14 protein-coding genes and 3 tRNA genes are annotated in these 14,810 nt (G+C 54.7%); 9 read left to right on the top strand and 8 right to left on the bottom strand.

Annotated features, from left to right (window positions below; translation table 11 throughout):
* The first annotated feature begins 225 nt into the window (after positions 1–225).
* Both amiC and QOT07_RS20080 read left to right on the top strand, forming a co-directional pair.
* Positions 226–1,476: an N-acetylmuramoyl-L-alanine amidase AmiC gene (gene amiC, locus QOT07_RS20085; RefSeq protein ID WP_261416229.1), complete on the top strand. Its 1,251-nt coding sequence runs from the start codon at positions 226–228 to the stop codon at positions 1,474–1,476.
* 214 nt (positions 1,477–1,690) lie between these two features.
* Positions 1,691–3,097, top strand: coding sequence for an MFS transporter (locus tag QOT07_RS20080; RefSeq protein ID WP_283603802.1), 1,407 nt, complete (start codon positions 1,691–1,693; stop codon positions 3,095–3,097).
* Between the two features lie 128 nt (positions 3,098–3,225).
* Here QOT07_RS20080 and QOT07_RS20075 read toward each other — a convergent pair.
* The 3 genes from QOT07_RS20075 to QOT07_RS20065 all read right to left on the bottom strand — a co-directional run bounded on the left by QOT07_RS20075 (position 3,226) and on the right by QOT07_RS20065 (position 3,583).
* A tRNA-Met gene (locus tag QOT07_RS20075) sits at positions 3,226–3,302 on the bottom strand.
* Positions 3,303–3,366: 64 nt separating this feature from the next.
* Positions 3,367–3,443 (bottom strand) — tRNA-Met (locus tag QOT07_RS20070).
* 63 nt (positions 3,444–3,506) lie between these two features.
* Positions 3,507–3,583 (bottom strand) — tRNA-Met (locus QOT07_RS20065).
* A 213-nt stretch (positions 3,584–3,796) separates the two neighbouring features.
* On the opposite strand from QOT07_RS20065, the gene mltA reads away from it, so the two are divergent.
* Positions 3,797–4,939, top strand: a complete 1,143-nt coding sequence (gene mltA, locus QOT07_RS20060) for a murein transglycosylase A (protein WP_099064993.1) — start codon at positions 3,797–3,799, stop codon at positions 4,937–4,939.
* Between the two features lie 87 nt (positions 4,940–5,026).
* Positions 5,027–5,833 (top strand): tRNA cyclic N6-threonylcarbamoyladenosine(37) synthase TcdA, encoded by an 807-nt coding sequence (tcdA, locus tag QOT07_RS20055; protein ID WP_012146512.1) that lies wholly within the window; start codon positions 5,027–5,029, stop codon positions 5,831–5,833.
* On the opposite strand, the gene csdE is transcribed toward tcdA, so the two are convergent.
* Both csdE and csdA read right to left on the bottom strand, forming a co-directional pair.
* Entirely contained in the window at positions 5,824–6,258 is a 435-nt protein-coding gene (gene csdE / locus QOT07_RS20050) for a cysteine desulfurase sulfur acceptor subunit CsdE (RefSeq protein WP_099064995.1), read from the bottom strand. The two genes, tcdA and csdE, sit on opposite strands and share 10 nt — an antisense overlap.
* Before the next feature lie 18 nt (positions 6,259–6,276).
* Entirely contained in the window at positions 6,277–7,482 is a 1,206-nt protein-coding gene (gene csdA, locus QOT07_RS20045; protein WP_283604397.1) for a cysteine desulfurase CsdA, read from the bottom strand.
* Positions 7,483–7,676: 194 nt separating this feature from the next.
* Here csdA and QOT07_RS20040 point away from each other — a divergent pair, with 194 nt between their 5' ends.
* The 4 genes from QOT07_RS20040 to rlmM all read left to right on the top strand — a co-directional run bounded on the left by QOT07_RS20040 (position 7,677) and on the right by rlmM (position 10,753).
* Positions 7,677–7,901: a YgdI/YgdR family lipoprotein gene (locus QOT07_RS20040; RefSeq protein ID WP_085118562.1), complete on the top strand. Its 225-nt coding sequence runs from the start codon at positions 7,677–7,679 to the stop codon at positions 7,899–7,901.
* Positions 7,902–8,292: 391 nt separating this feature from the next.
* Positions 8,293–9,210 (top strand): transcriptional regulator GcvA, encoded by a 918-nt coding sequence (locus QOT07_RS20035; RefSeq protein WP_085118561.1) that lies wholly within the window; start codon positions 8,293–8,295, stop codon positions 9,208–9,210.
* 51 nt (positions 9,211–9,261) lie between these two features.
* Positions 9,262–9,657 carry a DUF423 domain-containing protein gene (locus tag QOT07_RS20030; RefSeq protein ID WP_099064996.1) on the top strand — a complete coding sequence of 132 codons (396 nt, stop codon included), beginning with the start codon at positions 9,262–9,264 and terminating at the stop codon, positions 9,655–9,657.
* On the top strand, positions 9,650–10,753 hold the full coding sequence (rlmM, locus tag QOT07_RS20025) for a 23S rRNA (cytidine(2498)-2'-O)-methyltransferase RlmM (RefSeq protein WP_099064997.1): 1,104 nt from the start codon (positions 9,650–9,652) through the stop codon (positions 10,751–10,753). The genes QOT07_RS20030 and rlmM overlap by 8 nt, the downstream gene beginning before the upstream one ends.
* Positions 10,754–10,785: 32 nt before the next feature.
* Here the strand turns inward: rlmM and xni are convergent, their stop codons facing one another.
* From xni to queF, 3 genes are all read right to left on the bottom strand, one after another.
* Positions 10,786–11,541 (bottom strand): flap endonuclease Xni, encoded by a 756-nt coding sequence (gene xni / locus QOT07_RS20020; protein WP_099064998.1) that lies wholly within the window; start codon positions 11,539–11,541, stop codon positions 10,786–10,788.
* 180 nt (positions 11,542–11,721) lie between these two features.
* Complete coding sequence (gene ppnN, locus QOT07_RS20015) at positions 11,722–13,086, bottom strand: nucleotide 5'-monophosphate nucleosidase PpnN (RefSeq protein WP_099064999.1); 1,365 nt, start codon at positions 13,084–13,086, stop codon at positions 11,722–11,724.
* Positions 13,087–13,302: 216 nt separating this feature from the next.
* Complete coding sequence (gene queF, locus QOT07_RS20010; RefSeq protein WP_261416225.1) at positions 13,303–14,148, bottom strand: NADPH-dependent 7-cyano-7-deazaguanine reductase QueF; 846 nt, start codon at positions 14,146–14,148, stop codon at positions 13,303–13,305.
* Between the two features lie 63 nt (positions 14,149–14,211).
* Between queF and syd the strand changes: the two genes are divergently transcribed.
* Positions 14,212–14,763, top strand: a complete 552-nt coding sequence (gene syd / locus QOT07_RS20005) for a SecY-interacting protein (protein ID WP_283603801.1) — start codon at positions 14,212–14,214, stop codon at positions 14,761–14,763.
* Positions 14,764–14,810: the final 47 nt, after the last annotated feature.

Raw genomic sequence — 14,810 nt, 5'->3', positions numbered from 1 at the left:
GCATATTTATACGATATTTTTGTATTTTTATTCTTTTATGGCCCTAATGGCAAGTGAGAAATTGTCTCTATTTCTTTGCCAGGGGCGTTGAGTCGTTAATAAATTGAAAAACCATAAAAAGATTTTCTGATGACAGCGCCGGAATGATTGGTTAAAGTTTTCGGCATTCCTATTTGACCGGTGTTTTTTTCATCTGTTTTAATCTGTTACCACTGCCGGAGTCGCATGCCAAACTCAAATCACAATCTGGGCCGCCGTCGTTTATTGCAGGGGGTTGCCGCAAGCTGGTTGCTGAGTGTGAGTCGCGTAGGCGTCGCCGCCTCATCGCATGTCATCGCCGTACGCGTCTGGCCTTCCTCCACCTATACCCGGGTGACGCTCGAATCTAACGTTGAACTGAAATATAAGCAGTTTGCGCTGACCAATCCCGACCGTGTGGTGGTGGATATCGAGGGCGTGCAGCTTAATAGCGTGCTGAAGGGCATTGTAGGTCAGGTACGTGCCGACGATCCCTACCTGAAACAGGCGCGTGTCGGTCAGTTTGATCAAAACACCGTCCGGCTGGTGCTGGAGCTTAAACGCAGCGTCAGCCCGCACATGTTTACCCTGGCGCCGGTGCCGGAATACCGCAATCGTCTGGTGATGGACTTGTATCCTAGCAAGGGCGGCAGTGGCGAAGATTATGATCCGCTGTTGGCGTTACTGGAAGATTACAACAAGGGCGATCTTGAGCGTACCTTGCCGGCGGAAGCACCACAGGCCGGTAAGGCAGGGCGCGATCGACCTATTGTCATCATGCTGGATCCCGGCCACGGCGGCGAAGACCCAGGCGCTATTGGTAAATTCAAAACGCGTGAAAAAGACATCGTATTGCAGATTGCCCGCCGGCTAAGCACGCTAATCAAGCGTGAGCCGAACATGAAAGTGTTTATGACGCGCAATGAAGACGTGTTCATTCCACTGAAGGTGAGGGTGGCGAAGGCGCGTAAGCAACGTGCTGACCTGTTTGTGTCGATCCATGCCGATGCCTTTACCAGCCGGGCCGCGCGTGGATCATCGGTCTTTGCGTTGTCGACCAAAGGCGCCACCAGTTCGGCGGCGAAGTTCCTGGCGCAGACCCAGAACGAATCGGATCAAATTGGCGGCGTCAGCAAAAGTGGTGACCGCTATCTGGATCACACCATGTTTGATCTGATACAAACGGCGACCATCAATGACAGCCTGAAATTCGGTAAGGAAGTGCTGAACCGGATGAGCAAAATTAACCGTTTGCACAAGAATCGGGTCGATCAGGCCGGTTTTGCGGTATTAAAAGCGCCGGACATCCCTTCGATTCTGGTTGAGACGGCGTTTATCAGCAACATAGAAGAAGAGCGCAAGCTGCGCACTACGCATTTCCAGCAGCAGGTGGCGGAATCTATTCTGGCGGGTATCAAGGCGTACTTTGCCAACGGCGGGGCAGCCGCGCGCAGATAATTATAGATAGAGCAGGCCCCACACCTTTCAGTGAAACCCGTTTCGTTATCCGCTCATTGGCCGTGTCCGAGACAGTGAGCGGCCGCAACTGTCGTTACTTCCCATCTAAACCCCTATGCGAACAGCGAGTTCGATAGCCGCCTGGCCGGCAAAACCGCAAATTTTCGTTTGTCGATAAGCTCATGCGCTCAAAAATCAGCCTCGAACATTGACAGTGACTAAAAAATATATTTTATTAAAAAATATATTTTTGTGTCGTATCGAAAAAGGATCTCCCATGCCAGCGTCTGTAAATGAAGGAAAGCAGAGTATCCAGAATATGGTAGATAGAGTGGGGACGCGTCGCGGCCAGCTCTTTTTGCTGACTCTGTGTGCGCTTTGTCTGATGTGTGATGGTTTTGATATTCAGGCTATGGGGTATGCCGCACCAGCAATTCGAGATGCATGGTCGCTCGAAACGGCTCTGCTGGGTCCGGTATTTAGCGCCGGTTTGGCCGGCATTGCCATTGGGGGTTTTGCTCTTGGGTGGCTGGCCGACAGGATCGGCCGAAGGCCGTCCATCATTTCTGCCACGCTAATTTTTGGTGTGTTCACACTTTGTTCGGCATTTGCGCAGAATATTAATCAACTTATGGTGTTTCGTTTCCTTGCCGGCATAGCCTTAGGTGGCGTCATGCCAAATTGCATTGCTCTGGTGGTCGAATATAGCCCCTTGCGGCAGCGTGCGACTTATATCACCACCATAAGCTGCTTTTTTGCTATTGGCGGCGGGCTTGGCGGCATTGCCGCTGCCTTACTGATCCCACAATTCGGCTGGCGAGCCGTTTTTATGCTTGGCGGTCTTGTGCCTATTATCTTGGCGATTTCAATGTGGGTGTACCTGCCGGAATCGGCACAATGGATGTTGAGGTGTGGAAAAGGGGAAAAGGCGATTCGTTCCACCTTGCTTAAAGTGTTTTCAGAGCAGCAAGTACTGAGTGTTGACCTTTCCGTCGGTCATGTTGGCACGGCGCGAGCCAAGGCAACGGTAGTTGATCTCTTCAGCGACAATCGAGCTACCTTCACACTGCTACTTTGGCTAGTGAACTTTATGAATCTTATTGATCTCTACTTTTTGGCCAACTGGTTGCCAACCCTTATCAAAGACGCAGGTCTGTCGCTGGAAATAGCCAATTTGGCAACGGGAGCATTACAGTTTGGCGGAGTTTTGGGCACTCTGGCGCTTGGCCGTCTCATTGACAAATTGGGGGCTTACACGGTACTCATCGCCGGTTTTTCGATCGCCGCCCTTTCAATAGCCGCCATCGGTTTTGATCCGAAAAACCTGCTTATGCTTTTCAGCTCCGTCTTCGTCACGGGAATTTTCGTGGTCGGGGGCATGCCGGGTGTGAATACGCTTTCGGCGAACGGTTATCCAACATTTTTGCGTTCAACCGGCGTGGGCTGGGGATTGGGGATCGGGCGGGGTGCTTCTATGCTCGGCCCGCTATTGGGTGCTGCGTTGATTGCCCAGCATTGGATAGCTTCCGACTTGTTGTTGCTTGCGGCTGTGCCTGCGGTGATATCGGCATTGGCTGTATGGGGCATGTGGCTACAAAAACGCGAAAGCCATTATGATTGATAAGCGGGACTCTGGTTTGGTGTCATTTATGTGCGGGATGGTTCTGTCTGATTGCAGTGAATCCGCTTTTGGCGGATTTCAGATACAAAAAAACACCCGTTAAGGTGCTTATCTGTAGTCATTAAGATTGGTTGCGGGGGCCGGATTTGAACCGACGACCTTCGGGTTATGAGCCCGACGAGCTACCGGGCTGCTCCACCCCGCGTCCGTCTTAATGCTTGTATTATCGAAACCAACATTTCATATGATACCGCTGGTACAGTATCGGTTGGTTGCGGGGGCCGGATTTGAACCGACGACCTTCGGGTTATGAGCCCGACGAGCTACCAGGCTGCTCCACCCCGCGTCCGTATAATACTTTTTCATCGAATCCAACACTTTACTTGATACTGCCTCTGGCAATATCGGTTGGTTGCGGAGGCCGGATTTGAACCGACGACCTTCGGGTTATGAGCCCGACGAGCTACCAGGCTGCTCCACCCCGCGTCCGATGGAAGCGCACTATACTCTCCGTGCATTTTGTTGCAACCCTTTTTGCATTTAATTGAACTAAAACAGTCTTTCTGCTGGATTAGTCCGCAATGTGCGTTCTTTTTCATCGTTATTGGCCGTATGGCTTTTTTTATTGGCGGCGATTCCTTTATCTATGGGCGTTTGTTATCGTTCGCCGGTAGATCATATATGTAGAGAGTGTGCGCGATGAAAGGACGTTGGGGCAAATACCTGCTGGGCGGGTTAATGGTAGCGGTACTGGCAGGCTGTTCTTCCAAGCCGACCGACCGGGGACAACAATATAAGGACGGTCACCTGGATCAGTCGCTGGAGTTGGTGAATCAACCCAATGCCAAGGGCGTGCCGGTGAATGCCAAGGATTACTCGGATCAACTGATGGAGATTAAATACGCCTCTCCTTCACTCTTTAATCGCAACAACACCACCTTTCAGGCAGTACAAAGCTGGATGGCGTCCGGTGCCGACACTCGTACTCTGAACCAATACGGCCTCAGCGCTTATCAAATGGAAGGCGTGGACAGCTACGGCAACGTACAATTTACCGGTTACTACACGCCGGTGCTGCAGGCGCGCTACACCCAACAGGGTGAGTTCCGTTATCCGCTGTACCGCATGCCGCCAAAAGGTAAAGGCCGCCTGCCCGATCGCGCGGGTATTTACTCGGGCGCATTGGATGACCGCTATATTGTGGCGTACACCAACTCGCTGATGGACAACTTTATGATGGAAGTCCAGGGCAGCGGTTATGTGGATTACGGCAACGGTCAGCCGCTGGTGTTCTTCGGCTACGGCGGCAAGAACGGCCACGCCTATCGCAGTATCGGTAAAGTGCTGATCGATCGTGGCGAAGTGGCTAAAGCAGATATGTCGATGCAGGCGATTCGTCAATGGGCGGATACTCACAGCGCCGCCGAAGTGCGTGAACTGCTGGAGCAAAACCCTTCCTTTGTCTTCTTCCGTCCTGAGTCCTTTGCGCCGGTACGGGGAGCCAGTGCCGTTCCGCTGGTCGCCAAGGCTTCGGTGGCTTCCGACCGTTCACTGATCCCGGCGGGCACCACGCTGCTGGCAGAAGTGCCGTTGCTGGACAACAAGGGTAAATTCACGGGAAAATATGAGATGCGCCTGATGGTGGCTCTGGACGTGGGTGGGGCGATCAAAGGCCAGCACTTCGATATGTACCAGGGCATCGGGCCGGATGCCGGTCATTCGGCAGGTTTCTACAACCACTACGGCCGCGTTTGGGTGCTGAAAGGCGCTAACGTTAACGCACCGTTGTTCACCGGCCAGAACAATACCGCTTCCGGCGGCTCGCTGTTAGTCACCCGCTAACGGCCAAAGTAATACAGCGATAGATTGACCCGCAAGGGCCGGACACTCCGGCCCTTATCATTTGCAATGTTAAGGTACTAAAGCGTTATGAGCACAGCCTATTCTGAAGCCTATCTGCAGCGTTTTGGCGGCACGGCACGTTTGTACGGTCAGCAGGCCCTGGCGCTGTTTGCCCAGGCGCACATTTGCGTGATTGGCATCGGCGGCGTGGGCTCCTGGGCGGCCGAGGCGCTGGCGCGCACCGGCATCGGTGCCATTACGCTGATTGATATGGATGATGTCTGTGTCACCAACACCAACCGCCAGATCCATGCGCTACGTCAGCACGTGGGCCAGTCAAAGACTGAAGTGATGGCGGAACGCATTCTGGCCATCAACCCTGAGTGCCGGGTGACCTGCATTGATGATTTTATTACTGCGGATAACGTCGCCGAGCTGCTGAATAACAATTTCAGTTATGTCATCGATGCGATCGATAGCGTACGGCCCAAGGCCGCGCTGTTGGCCTATTGCCGTCGTTACAAGATCCCGGTGGTCACTACCGGCGGTGCCGGTGGTCAGATAGATCCGACCCAGATAGCGGTGGTAGATCTGGCGAAAACCATTCAGGATCCGCTGGCGGCCAAGCTGCGTGAGCGGTTGAAAAATGATTTTAACGTGGTGAAGAACAGCAAGGGCAAGCTGGGCATTGACTGCGTATTTTCCAGCGAGCCGTTGGTTTACCCGCAGCCGGATGGCAGCGTTTGCGCGTCACGCAGTACCGCGGAAGGGCCAAAACGCATGGATTGCAGTGCGGGATTTGGTGCGGCAACCATGGTGACCGCGACCTTTGGTTTTGTCGCGGTTTCCCATGCGCTGAAGAAGATGGTGGCGAAAGCCGCGCGTCAGGCGTAGCGAGCCGCCATTTCCTTCACGGCAGCGGCCAGCGCTGCCAGTCCGCTGGCACGGGTGGCACTGAGCTGAGCACGTAATGCCAGTTGCTCGAACAGTGCCAGGGGATCTATCGTCGCGATCTGCTGTGGCGTTTTTCCTTCTACCGCCGTTAGCAGTACCGCCAACAGGCCGCGTACGATACGACCTTCGCTGTCACCGTAAAAGTGCAACGTGCCGTCCGCCAGTAACTGATGCCCCAGCCAGACCCGATTTTCACAGCCACTCAATTCCATTTCCGCTGCGCGTAATGCCTCTGGCAGCGGCGGCAATTGTTTCGCCAGCATGATCAGTTGGCGATAACGATCCTCCCACTGCTTCAGCGCGGTAAATTTATCTATCAACGCTTCGCCGGTTATTTCGCGGCCAAAGGGGTGGGGGGCAAGCATAGCTTCTCCAGGATTCATTTAGTCAGCCAGCAGGTCGATGGCGTTGTGCAGTGCGGCCACCAGGGCATCGACATCTTCCATGGTGTTGTAGGGGGCAAAGGAGGCGCGCAGCGTCCCACTGACGCCGAGCGCTGCCATCAGCGGCTGGGCGCAGTGCTGACCGGCACGCAGCGCGATACCTTGTTCTGCCAGCAGGGTGACGATATCGCTGTGATGGATCCCGGCAATATCAAACGCCAGCAAGCTGGAGCCAGAACAACGGAAGCTGCGGAACCCCGGCAGTTGCGTCAATCGTTGCTCGGCAAGGTTGGCCAGTTCGCGGCTGTATTGCTCGGCTGCCGCCAGATCTTGCTCACCAAGCCACTCCAATGCGGCGGCCAGCCCCAGCACACCGGCGATATTTGGCGTGCCGGCTTCAAAACAGTGCGGCGGTTTTTGCGGCGTGAAGCCTTCAAAGGATGCCTGAGTCAACATCTTGCCGCCGCCTTGCCAGGGGGCCATCTGCGTCAGCAATTCGCTTTTACCGTATAGCGCACCGATGCCGGTCGGGCCATACAGCTTGTGGCCGGAGAAGGCATAGAAATCAATGTTCAGTCGCTTAACGTCAGCCGGGCAGTGAACTATGCCTTGCGCGCCGTCGATCATCACCCGGGCACCGGCACTGTGGGCTAGCCGAATGGCCAACGCCAGATCCGGACAACCGCCGGTGACGTTGGACATTTGCCCCAGCGCCAGCAGGCGGGTTTTATCGCTCAGCAGGCTTGGCAACTGCGCCAGGTCTGGCAGGCGGTCAGCGCCGAGCGGCAATTTCACCACCCGTGCACCGGTTTGTTCCGCCACCATCAACCAGGGGATCAAATTGGCGTGGTGTTCGGCTTCGCTCACCAGAATTTCGTTACCCGGTTGCAGGCGGGGGCGGGCATAGCTTTGAGCCACCAAATTGATTGCTTCGGTGGTACCACGGGTCCAGATAATGTCATCGGCCGAAGGGGCATTGATCAGCGTCGCGACCTGTTGGCGCGCCTGCTCGAAACGCGCGGTCAGATCCTGCGCGGCCCGGTGCTGGCTGCGGTGTACGGTGGCGGCGTCGTCACGGTAAAACTGCTGCGTAGTGGCGATGACCGCCAGCGGTTTCAACGCGGTGGCGGCGCTGTCGAGATAAATGCCCGCTTGTTGCAAGGCAGGAAACTGATTACGAAAGGCGATGGGATTAAAAGGTGTCATACCCTGATTGTCACTGGCTTGAGTCAATGGCTGATCCTGTCCTATTTTATCGTCAGAGACAAGCTATCCCGCATATTAGGATTCATCGTCTGGAAATTATAGGCAAGTTTGTTATGCTGTTAGGTGCGCACTAAGTCATGGCGTTAAATAACATAAAAGGTTTTTACAGCATTTAAAACTACAAGGAGTCCACAATGAAGAAAACAGCCGCAGTTATCTCTGCCCTGATGCTAACGTTTACCCTGGCCGCCTGTTCCAGCAACTACGTGATGCAGACCAATGATGGACGCACCATTGTCGCTAAAGGAAAGCCCGCGTTGGATAACGACACCGGCATGATCAGCTATAAAGATGCCAACGGCGTTGAGCAGCAGATCAACCGCTCGGACGTGAAGGAAATGGTTGAAAGCGACCAGTAATCCCGGCCAAAAATGGGCAAAAAAAAGCACCGCAAAGCTTGCGGTGCTGCATAAAATCACTATGGACAGACAGGGTAAATGTACAGGAAGTGAAAAACAGTAGCTTAGCTACCACGTCTGGATTGCCAGACAATTTGCAAACACAACATCACAACCACAAGCCAAAAGTTCATCGGCGTCCTCGACACCCACTCCCTTTTCGTTCCGGCCCGGGAAGTGCCGCCACTATAGGTATTTACTGGCGCATGCTCAACGGACAATTTATAATGGCTCGGATTAAAAAAACTAATGGTAGCGCTTGGCTGTCTGGTGCCTATCGCACGGCAGATAACGCCGCCTGATTTTTTATGCCGAATCACTCGGATTATTGTTACACAAAAGTAGCTAATAAATGTCTAAACGCTTACCACCTCTTAATGCACTGCGGGTCTTTGACGCGGCTGCCCGTCACCTGAGTTTTACCAAAGCGGCAGAAGAACTGTTTGTCACCCAGGCCGCGGTGAGTCACCAGATCAAGTCGCTGGAGGACTTCCTCGGCCTGAAGCTGTTTCGACGCCGTAACCGCTCGCTGTTGCTGACGGAAGAAGGGCAAAGTTATTACCTGGATATCAAGGAAATCTTCACCTCTATTAATGAGGCGACACGCAAGCTGCAGGCACGCAGTGCCAAGGGGGCATTAACCGTCAGTTTGCCCCCAAGTTTTGCTATTCAGTGGTTGGTGCCACGGCTGTCAGGCTTTAACTCAGCTTATCCGGGAATCGATGTCCGTATCCAGGCGGTAGACCGTGAAGAAGACAAGCTGGCGGATGATGTCGACGTGGCTATTTTCTACGGTCGCGGCAACTGGACCGGGTTGCGAGCCGAACGTTTATACGCGGAATATCTGTTGCCGGTGTGCTCGCCCAGCCTGCTGACTGGAGAACATGCGTTAAAAGTGACGAGCGATCTGGCTTATCACACGCTACTGCATGATACTTCACGCCGCGACTGGTTGGCCTATACCCGTCAGTTGGGGTTACAGCACATCAACGTGCAACAGGGGCCGATTTTCAGTCACAGCGCCATGGTGGTTCAGGCGGCGGTGCATGGTCAGGGGATCGCGCTGGTCAATAATGTGATGGCGCAGACCGAGATTGAAGCCGGGCGGCTGGTCTGTCCCTTTAACGAAGTATTGGTCAGTAAAAATGCTTTTTATCTGGTATGTCATGACAGTCAGGCAGAACTGGGTAAAATAGCCGCCTTTCGTCAATGGATCCTGGCACGGGCAGCCAGCGAACAAGAAAAGTTTCGCTTTCGCTACGAACAATAAGGCCGGTCGCCGTGTTGTCGCAGCCGGCTTTTTCAATAAAGGTAAATAACGATGAGCAGTCGTTCAATGCTGATTTTTGCCGCTATCAGCGGCTTTGTATTTGTTGCTCTGGGCGCGTTTGGCGCACATGTATTAAGTGGCACCTTGGGTGCCAACGAGATGGTCTGGATCCGTACCGGGCTGGACTATCAGGGGTTCCATACTTTGGCGATCCTGGCACTGGCGGTGGCAATGCAACGCCGCGTCAGCCTGTGGTTTTATTGGAGCGGGGCGCTGTTGGCGCTCGGCACCGTACTGTTCAGCGGCAGTCTGTACTGTCTGGCGCTGTCACACCTGAAGTTCTGGGTTTACATCACGCCGATTGGCGGCGTGTGTTTCCTGATCGGTTGGGCATTGATGTTGATTGGCGCTTTGCGTCTGAGGAAAAAGGCCGAGCGCCATGAATAGACTTGCGTTGTATTGCCGTCAAGGCTTTGAAAAAGAGTGCGCGGCAGAAATTACCGCCAAGGCAGCCGAGCTGGAAATATTCGGTTTTGCCAGAGTGAAAGATAACAGCGGTTATGTGCTGTTCGAGTGCTATCAGCCGGATGATGCCGATCGCCTGGCGCGGGAAATCCCGTTCCGTGAACTGATTTTTGCCCGTCAGATGCTGGTGGTTGGCGAGTTGCTGCGTGATTTGCCGCCGGAAGACCGCGTGTCACCGATTGTCGGCATGTTGATGGGCGTGGTCGATCGTGGCGGTGAGCTGCGAGTGGAAGTGCCGGACACCAACGAAAGCAAAGAGCTGCTGAAGTTCTGCCGCAAGCTGACGGTGCCATTGCGCGCGGCGATGCGTGAGCAGAAGGTGTTGATGGCGCGTGAGAACAAGACCCGTCCAGTGGTTCACGTATTCTTTATCGCGCCGGGTTGCTGCTATGTGGGTTACTCCTTCAGCAACAACAACTCCCCGTTCTATATGGGCATTCCGCGCCTGAAGTTCCCGTCCGATGCGCCGAGCCGTTCCACCCTGAAGCTGGAAGAAGCGTTTCACGTGTTCATTCCTGCCGATGAGTGGGAAGAACGTTTGGGCAGCGGCATGCATGCGGTCGATCTGGGCGCCTGCCCGGGTGGCTGGACCTATCAACTGGTGCAACGCAGCATGATGGTGCACGCGGTGGATAATGGCACCATGGCGCAGAGCCTGATGGATACCGGCCAGGTGACGCATCACCGCGCCGACGGTTTCAAATATGAACCCTCCAGCAGCAAGATTTACTGGCTGGTGTGTGACATGGTGGAGAAACCGGCGAAGGTGACCAGCTTGATGATCCAGTGGCTGGTGAAAGGCTGGTGCCGTGAGGCGATCTTTAACCTGAAACTGCCGATGAAAAAACGTTACGAAGAGGTTTCGCAGAACCTGCTGTCGATCAAGGAAGCGTTGGATGCGGCGGGGATCAGCTCAGAAATTCATGCCAAACAGCTGTATCACGATCGTGAAGAAGTCACCATCCACGTCCGCCGTATGTGGTCGGCCGTGGCGGGGCGTCGCGACGAACGTGAATAATCGATAGGGCGTTGCTTGTGCAGCGCCCGGATTTAAACCGGTAACCGCAGTTGCTGCAGGTTGCCGGTTAACGTCAGATCGGTTCGCAAGGTCGCGACCCTTTTACTGACATAGGCTATCTCGCGGTGCTGTTGCAGTTTACCGCGCCATTTCTCCGGCACCTGTTCCAAATCCTGATACACCCCATCCAGCGAACCTGCCTGCTGTAACAGCAATACCGCCGTCTTCGGTCCAATACCGGCCACGCCAGGGATTTTGCTGCTGCTTATTCCCGCCAGCCCCCAGTAATCCGTCAATTGTTGTGGCGATACGCCAAACTCTTGCTGCACAAAGGGCATGTCCAGCCAGCGTTTTTGAAAGTAATCGCGGATCTGCACGCTGGGCGCCAGCAGTTGGCAATAGCCTTTGTCGGTGGACACAATCGTCACCTGATGGCCACCGCCTGCTATCTTGGCGGTCAGCGTTGCCGCCAGGTCGTCCGCTTCATTGCCCGGAGAATGCCAACAGGCAACGCCGAGCGCTTCAAACGCCTGCCGCAGCTGCGGCATTTCCTGCTGCAAATTGTCCGGCATCGGCGAACGCCCCGCCTTGTAGTCGGGCAGAATTTGGTGACGCCAGCTTTCACTGCGGTCATCTTCGTCAAACACCGCCACGGCGTGCGTTGGTCGACTGTGCTGGATCAACTGCTGCAGTGCGTGCTGGCAAGCATTCACACAGGGGGAACCCTGCACGGCGTGTATGCGGCGGATAAGGTTGAGGGCGTCGACAATCAGTAGGTGTATAGGCATTACTCGTCGTCTTTCAAGCTGCAGCGTTGTTGACTTCACGAACTCACCCCCATCACTTACCTAAGTAAGCTCCGGGGGATGAGCACGCTTGCCGCCTGGCTGCAACTTGAAATCCATAGAGTAAAGGCGGAAAAAGTCAGGTAAAAGAAGGGCGGTTATTAGGCCGCCCGGGATGGCTTATTAAGCGACGATTTCGTAGCAGGGCACATAAGCGGTGCCCGGTAGTTTCATCCGGTGCTGGGCGACAAAGCCCTGCAGCAGACTGTCCATTTGCTTCATCATCTGCGGTTCGCCGTGCAGCTTGTACGGACCAAACTGTTCGATGGCCTGAATGCCATTTTCTTTCACGTTACCGGCGACGATGCCGGAGAACGCACGGCGCAGCGCGGCAGCCAGCTGTTCGGCAGGCTGGTCCGGATACAGGTTGAGATTCGCCATATTTTCATGGCTTGGCTCAAACGGCAGCTGCAAGTCTGGCGCGATGCGGATAGACCAGTTAAAGCTGTAGGCATCACCGGTATTACGGCGGTTTTCTTTCACCAGCGGCATGGCTTTTTTCATCTGACGCGCCACTTCGGCAGGATCGTCGATGATAATGCGGTAGTGACGGCGCGCTTCGTCTCCCAGCGTGTTCATGATGAACTCATCCAGCACCTGGAAGTAGTTGGCGCTCTCTTTCGGCCCGGTGAGGATCAGCGGCAATACCTGCTCGCTGTTCTCCGGGTTCATCAGGATCCCCAGCAGATACAGCAGTTCTTCCGCCGTGCCGACACCGCCTGGGAAGATAATGATACCGTGGGCGATACGGACGAAGGCCTCCAGGCGTTTTTCAATGTCCGGCATGATCACCAGCTCATTGACCAACGGATTTGGCGGCTCGGCGGCGATGATCGACGGCTCGGTCATGCCGATAAAGCGACTGTTGTGGTAGCGCTGTTGCGCATGGCCTACGGCAGCACCTTTCATCGGCGCTTCCATGGCACCTGGCCCACAGCCGGTGCAGATATTCAGTTCGCGCAGGCCCAGTTGGCTACCGACCTTGCGTGCGTACAGATATTCGTTTTCGTTGATCGAGTGCCCCCCCCAGCAGACCACCAGGTTAGGATCTTCATCGAGGTGCAGTGCACGGGCGTTACGCAGGATAGAGAACACCAGATTGGTAATGTGGGCCGAGTTTTCCAGATTCAGATGCTGGAAACGACCGGCGCTGTCGATCTGTCCGTGGACGAACAGGATATCGCGCAGCACGGCAAACAGGTTGGCCTGTAGCGAACGGATGATTCGACCATCGACAAAGGCGTCTTCCGGTGGATTTACCAGTTCAAGTTTGACCCCGCGCTCACGGCGCAGGACGTTAATATCAAAGGTTTCATAGCGCGACAGCAGCTGTTTGCTGTTGTCGGTCTGGCTGCCGGAGTTCAGGACGGCCAGCGAACAGTTGCGGAACAAACGGTATAGATCGCTGCTGGCGGTACGCTTCAGCATGTCTACTTCCAGCTGCGACAGCAAATCCATAGAGCCAAGCGGGCTGATGTGTGTAATCAAGGTAACTCCTTTGCACCCGGAATGGGGCAGTAGTAATCCATACGCAGCAGAACAGCATCTCGTTATAGTGAGCGCACGGCGGCAACATCATTATGGGATTGGCCTGCCGGAATGCCCGGCATAGCGCCGAGCGCTGTTGATTTAACCTTACCGCCGTCCCCTGGTTTTTACCAATACAAACCGCTCGTTAGCTCAGTTGTTGAGCAATGCTTCGCACTATTGGCGCGCCAGACGGCCATGTGATGGAACAAAGTCAGTGTTGCTGCGCCATGGATTGATATCCAACCCACCGCGGCGGGTATAGCGTGCGTACACCGTCAGGCTCTGTGGTTGGCAGTAGCGCAGCAAATCGTTAAAGATGCGTTCGACACATTGTTCGTGGAATTCATTGTGATGACGGAAAGACACCAGATAACGCAGCAGCGCCTCGCGATCGATCTGCGCGCCACGATAATGAATTTGCACCGAACCCCAATCCGGTTGGTTGGTGATCAGGCAATTGGACTTTAACAGATGGCTGACCAACCGTTCTTCCACCTGCTGGGAACCGGCGGCATTTTGCAGGTAATCGGCATTGAATTCGTAGTTATCGATGCGGATGTCCTGATGATCGATACATTCACCCTCTAACCGGGCGATCGGACTGCCTTCCAGTTGATCGACGCGGAACAATGAGACGCTGACCTCGCCCTGTGCGCAGGCGGACAAATCGCGTTGCAGGGTGTTGCGTACCGCCTCCCAATCGCTGAACGGGGTTTGGTTAAAGCTGTTGAGGTAAAGTTTGAAGCTTTTGGATTCGATCAGGTTGATGCTGTCGGCATTAAGGCTGATCTCGCCGACGGCGACCTGCGGCAGGCCGTTATCGTTCAGCCAGGAGAGTTCATACAGCGTCCAGATATCGGCACCGTGGAACGGCAGGCTGTCCGGATATAATCCCAGCGGCTCGCGGTTCATACTGCGCGGCACCGCCTGCAGCAGCGTGGCGTCGTAATGGTCGCGGTACGCGGTAGCTTTACCCAGCGTTAGCGCCGACAGGGCATGGTGGTCTTGATATGAGGACATCTGCTGTCACCTTGGTGAGAGATAGGTACAATGGTCGCCAGTTTACCGTATGCGAGAAAAAATATGGACCATGATGTACCGCACGCCCTGCGTGAATTCACCCAGCGTTATGTTGAGCTTTGGCAACAAGAGCGTGGTCATGCCCCAGCCAGCCAAGATCTGTACGGCGTACCGTCGCCTTGTCTGGTAGAAAATCGCGATGATGAAGTGCTGTGGTTGCCGCAGCCGTTTACCCCGGCGGCAACGCTGGAAAAGGTAGAGACGGCGCTCGAGCTGCGTTTACAGCCGGACATCAACCTGTTTTATACCCAGCAGTATGCAGGCGACATGAGCGCGCAGTTCGGTGAGCACTATGTGACCCTGTTGCAGGTGTGGAGCGAGGACGATTTTATTCGCCTGCAGGAAAACCTGATCGGCCATCTGGTGACGCAAAAACGCCTGAAGCTGTCGCCGACGCTGTTCCTGGCAACCACCGAATCAGAAATGACCATGGTCTCGCTGTGTAACGTCAGCGGCAATGTGGTGCTGGAGCAGTTTGGCAGTGATAAACGCATTTTGCTGGCGGCTTCGTTGGGCAATTTCCTCGATGCATTGCGCCCGACGTTGGGTGTTTGAGGCCAATTACAGCGAGATCCGTGTGCGAGATCTCTCACACGGACTGT

Origin of the sequence: Serratia proteamaculans, assembly GCF_949794035.1 — a bacterium.
Taxonomy (GTDB): Bacteria; Pseudomonadota; Gammaproteobacteria; order Enterobacterales; family Enterobacteriaceae; genus Serratia; species Serratia proteamaculans.
The sequence above is the reverse complement of the archived record's forward strand: the minus strand, read 5'-3'. Positions and strand labels throughout refer to the sequence as shown.

What these genes read in the sequence shown, in the direction of transcription:
- QOT07_RS20035 (WP_085118561.1), top strand. Translation starts at nt 8,293, where the DNA reads ATGTCTAAACGCTTACCACCTCTTAATGCACTGCGGGTCTTTGACGCG.
- tcdA (WP_012146512.1), top strand. Translation starts at nt 5,027, where the DNA reads ATGAGCACAGCCTATTCTGAAGCCTATCTGCAGCGTTTTGGCGGCACG.
- rlmM (WP_099064997.1), top strand. Translation starts at nt 9,650, where the DNA reads ATGAATAGACTTGCGTTGTATTGCCGTCAAGGCTTTGAAAAAGAGTGC.
- csdE (WP_099064995.1), bottom strand. Translation starts at nt 6,258, where the DNA reads ATGCTTGCCCCCCACCCCTTTGGCCGCGAAATAACCGGCGAAGCGTTG.
- QOT07_RS20030 (WP_099064996.1), top strand. Translation starts at nt 9,262, where the DNA reads ATGAGCAGTCGTTCAATGCTGATTTTTGCCGCTATCAGCGGCTTTGTA.
- mltA (WP_099064993.1), top strand. Translation starts at nt 3,797, where the DNA reads ATGAAAGGACGTTGGGGCAAATACCTGCTGGGCGGGTTAATGGTAGCG.
- syd (WP_283603801.1), top strand. Translation starts at nt 14,212, where the DNA reads ATGGACCATGATGTACCGCACGCCCTGCGTGAATTCACCCAGCGTTAT.
- QOT07_RS20040 (WP_085118562.1), top strand. Translation starts at nt 7,677, where the DNA reads ATGAAGAAAACAGCCGCAGTTATCTCTGCCCTGATGCTAACGTTTACC.
- amiC (WP_261416229.1), top strand. Translation starts at nt 226, where the DNA reads ATGCCAAACTCAAATCACAATCTGGGCCGCCGTCGTTTATTGCAGGGG.
- queF (WP_261416225.1), bottom strand. Translation starts at nt 14,148, where the DNA reads ATGTCCTCATATCAAGACCACCATGCCCTGTCGGCGCTAACGCTGGGT.
- xni (WP_099064998.1), bottom strand. Translation starts at nt 11,541, where the DNA reads ATGCCTATACACCTACTGATTGTCGACGCCCTCAACCTTATCCGCCGC.
- csdA (WP_283604397.1), bottom strand. Translation starts at nt 7,482, where the DNA reads ATGACACCTTTTAATCCCATCGCCTTTCGTAATCAGTTTCCTGCCTTG.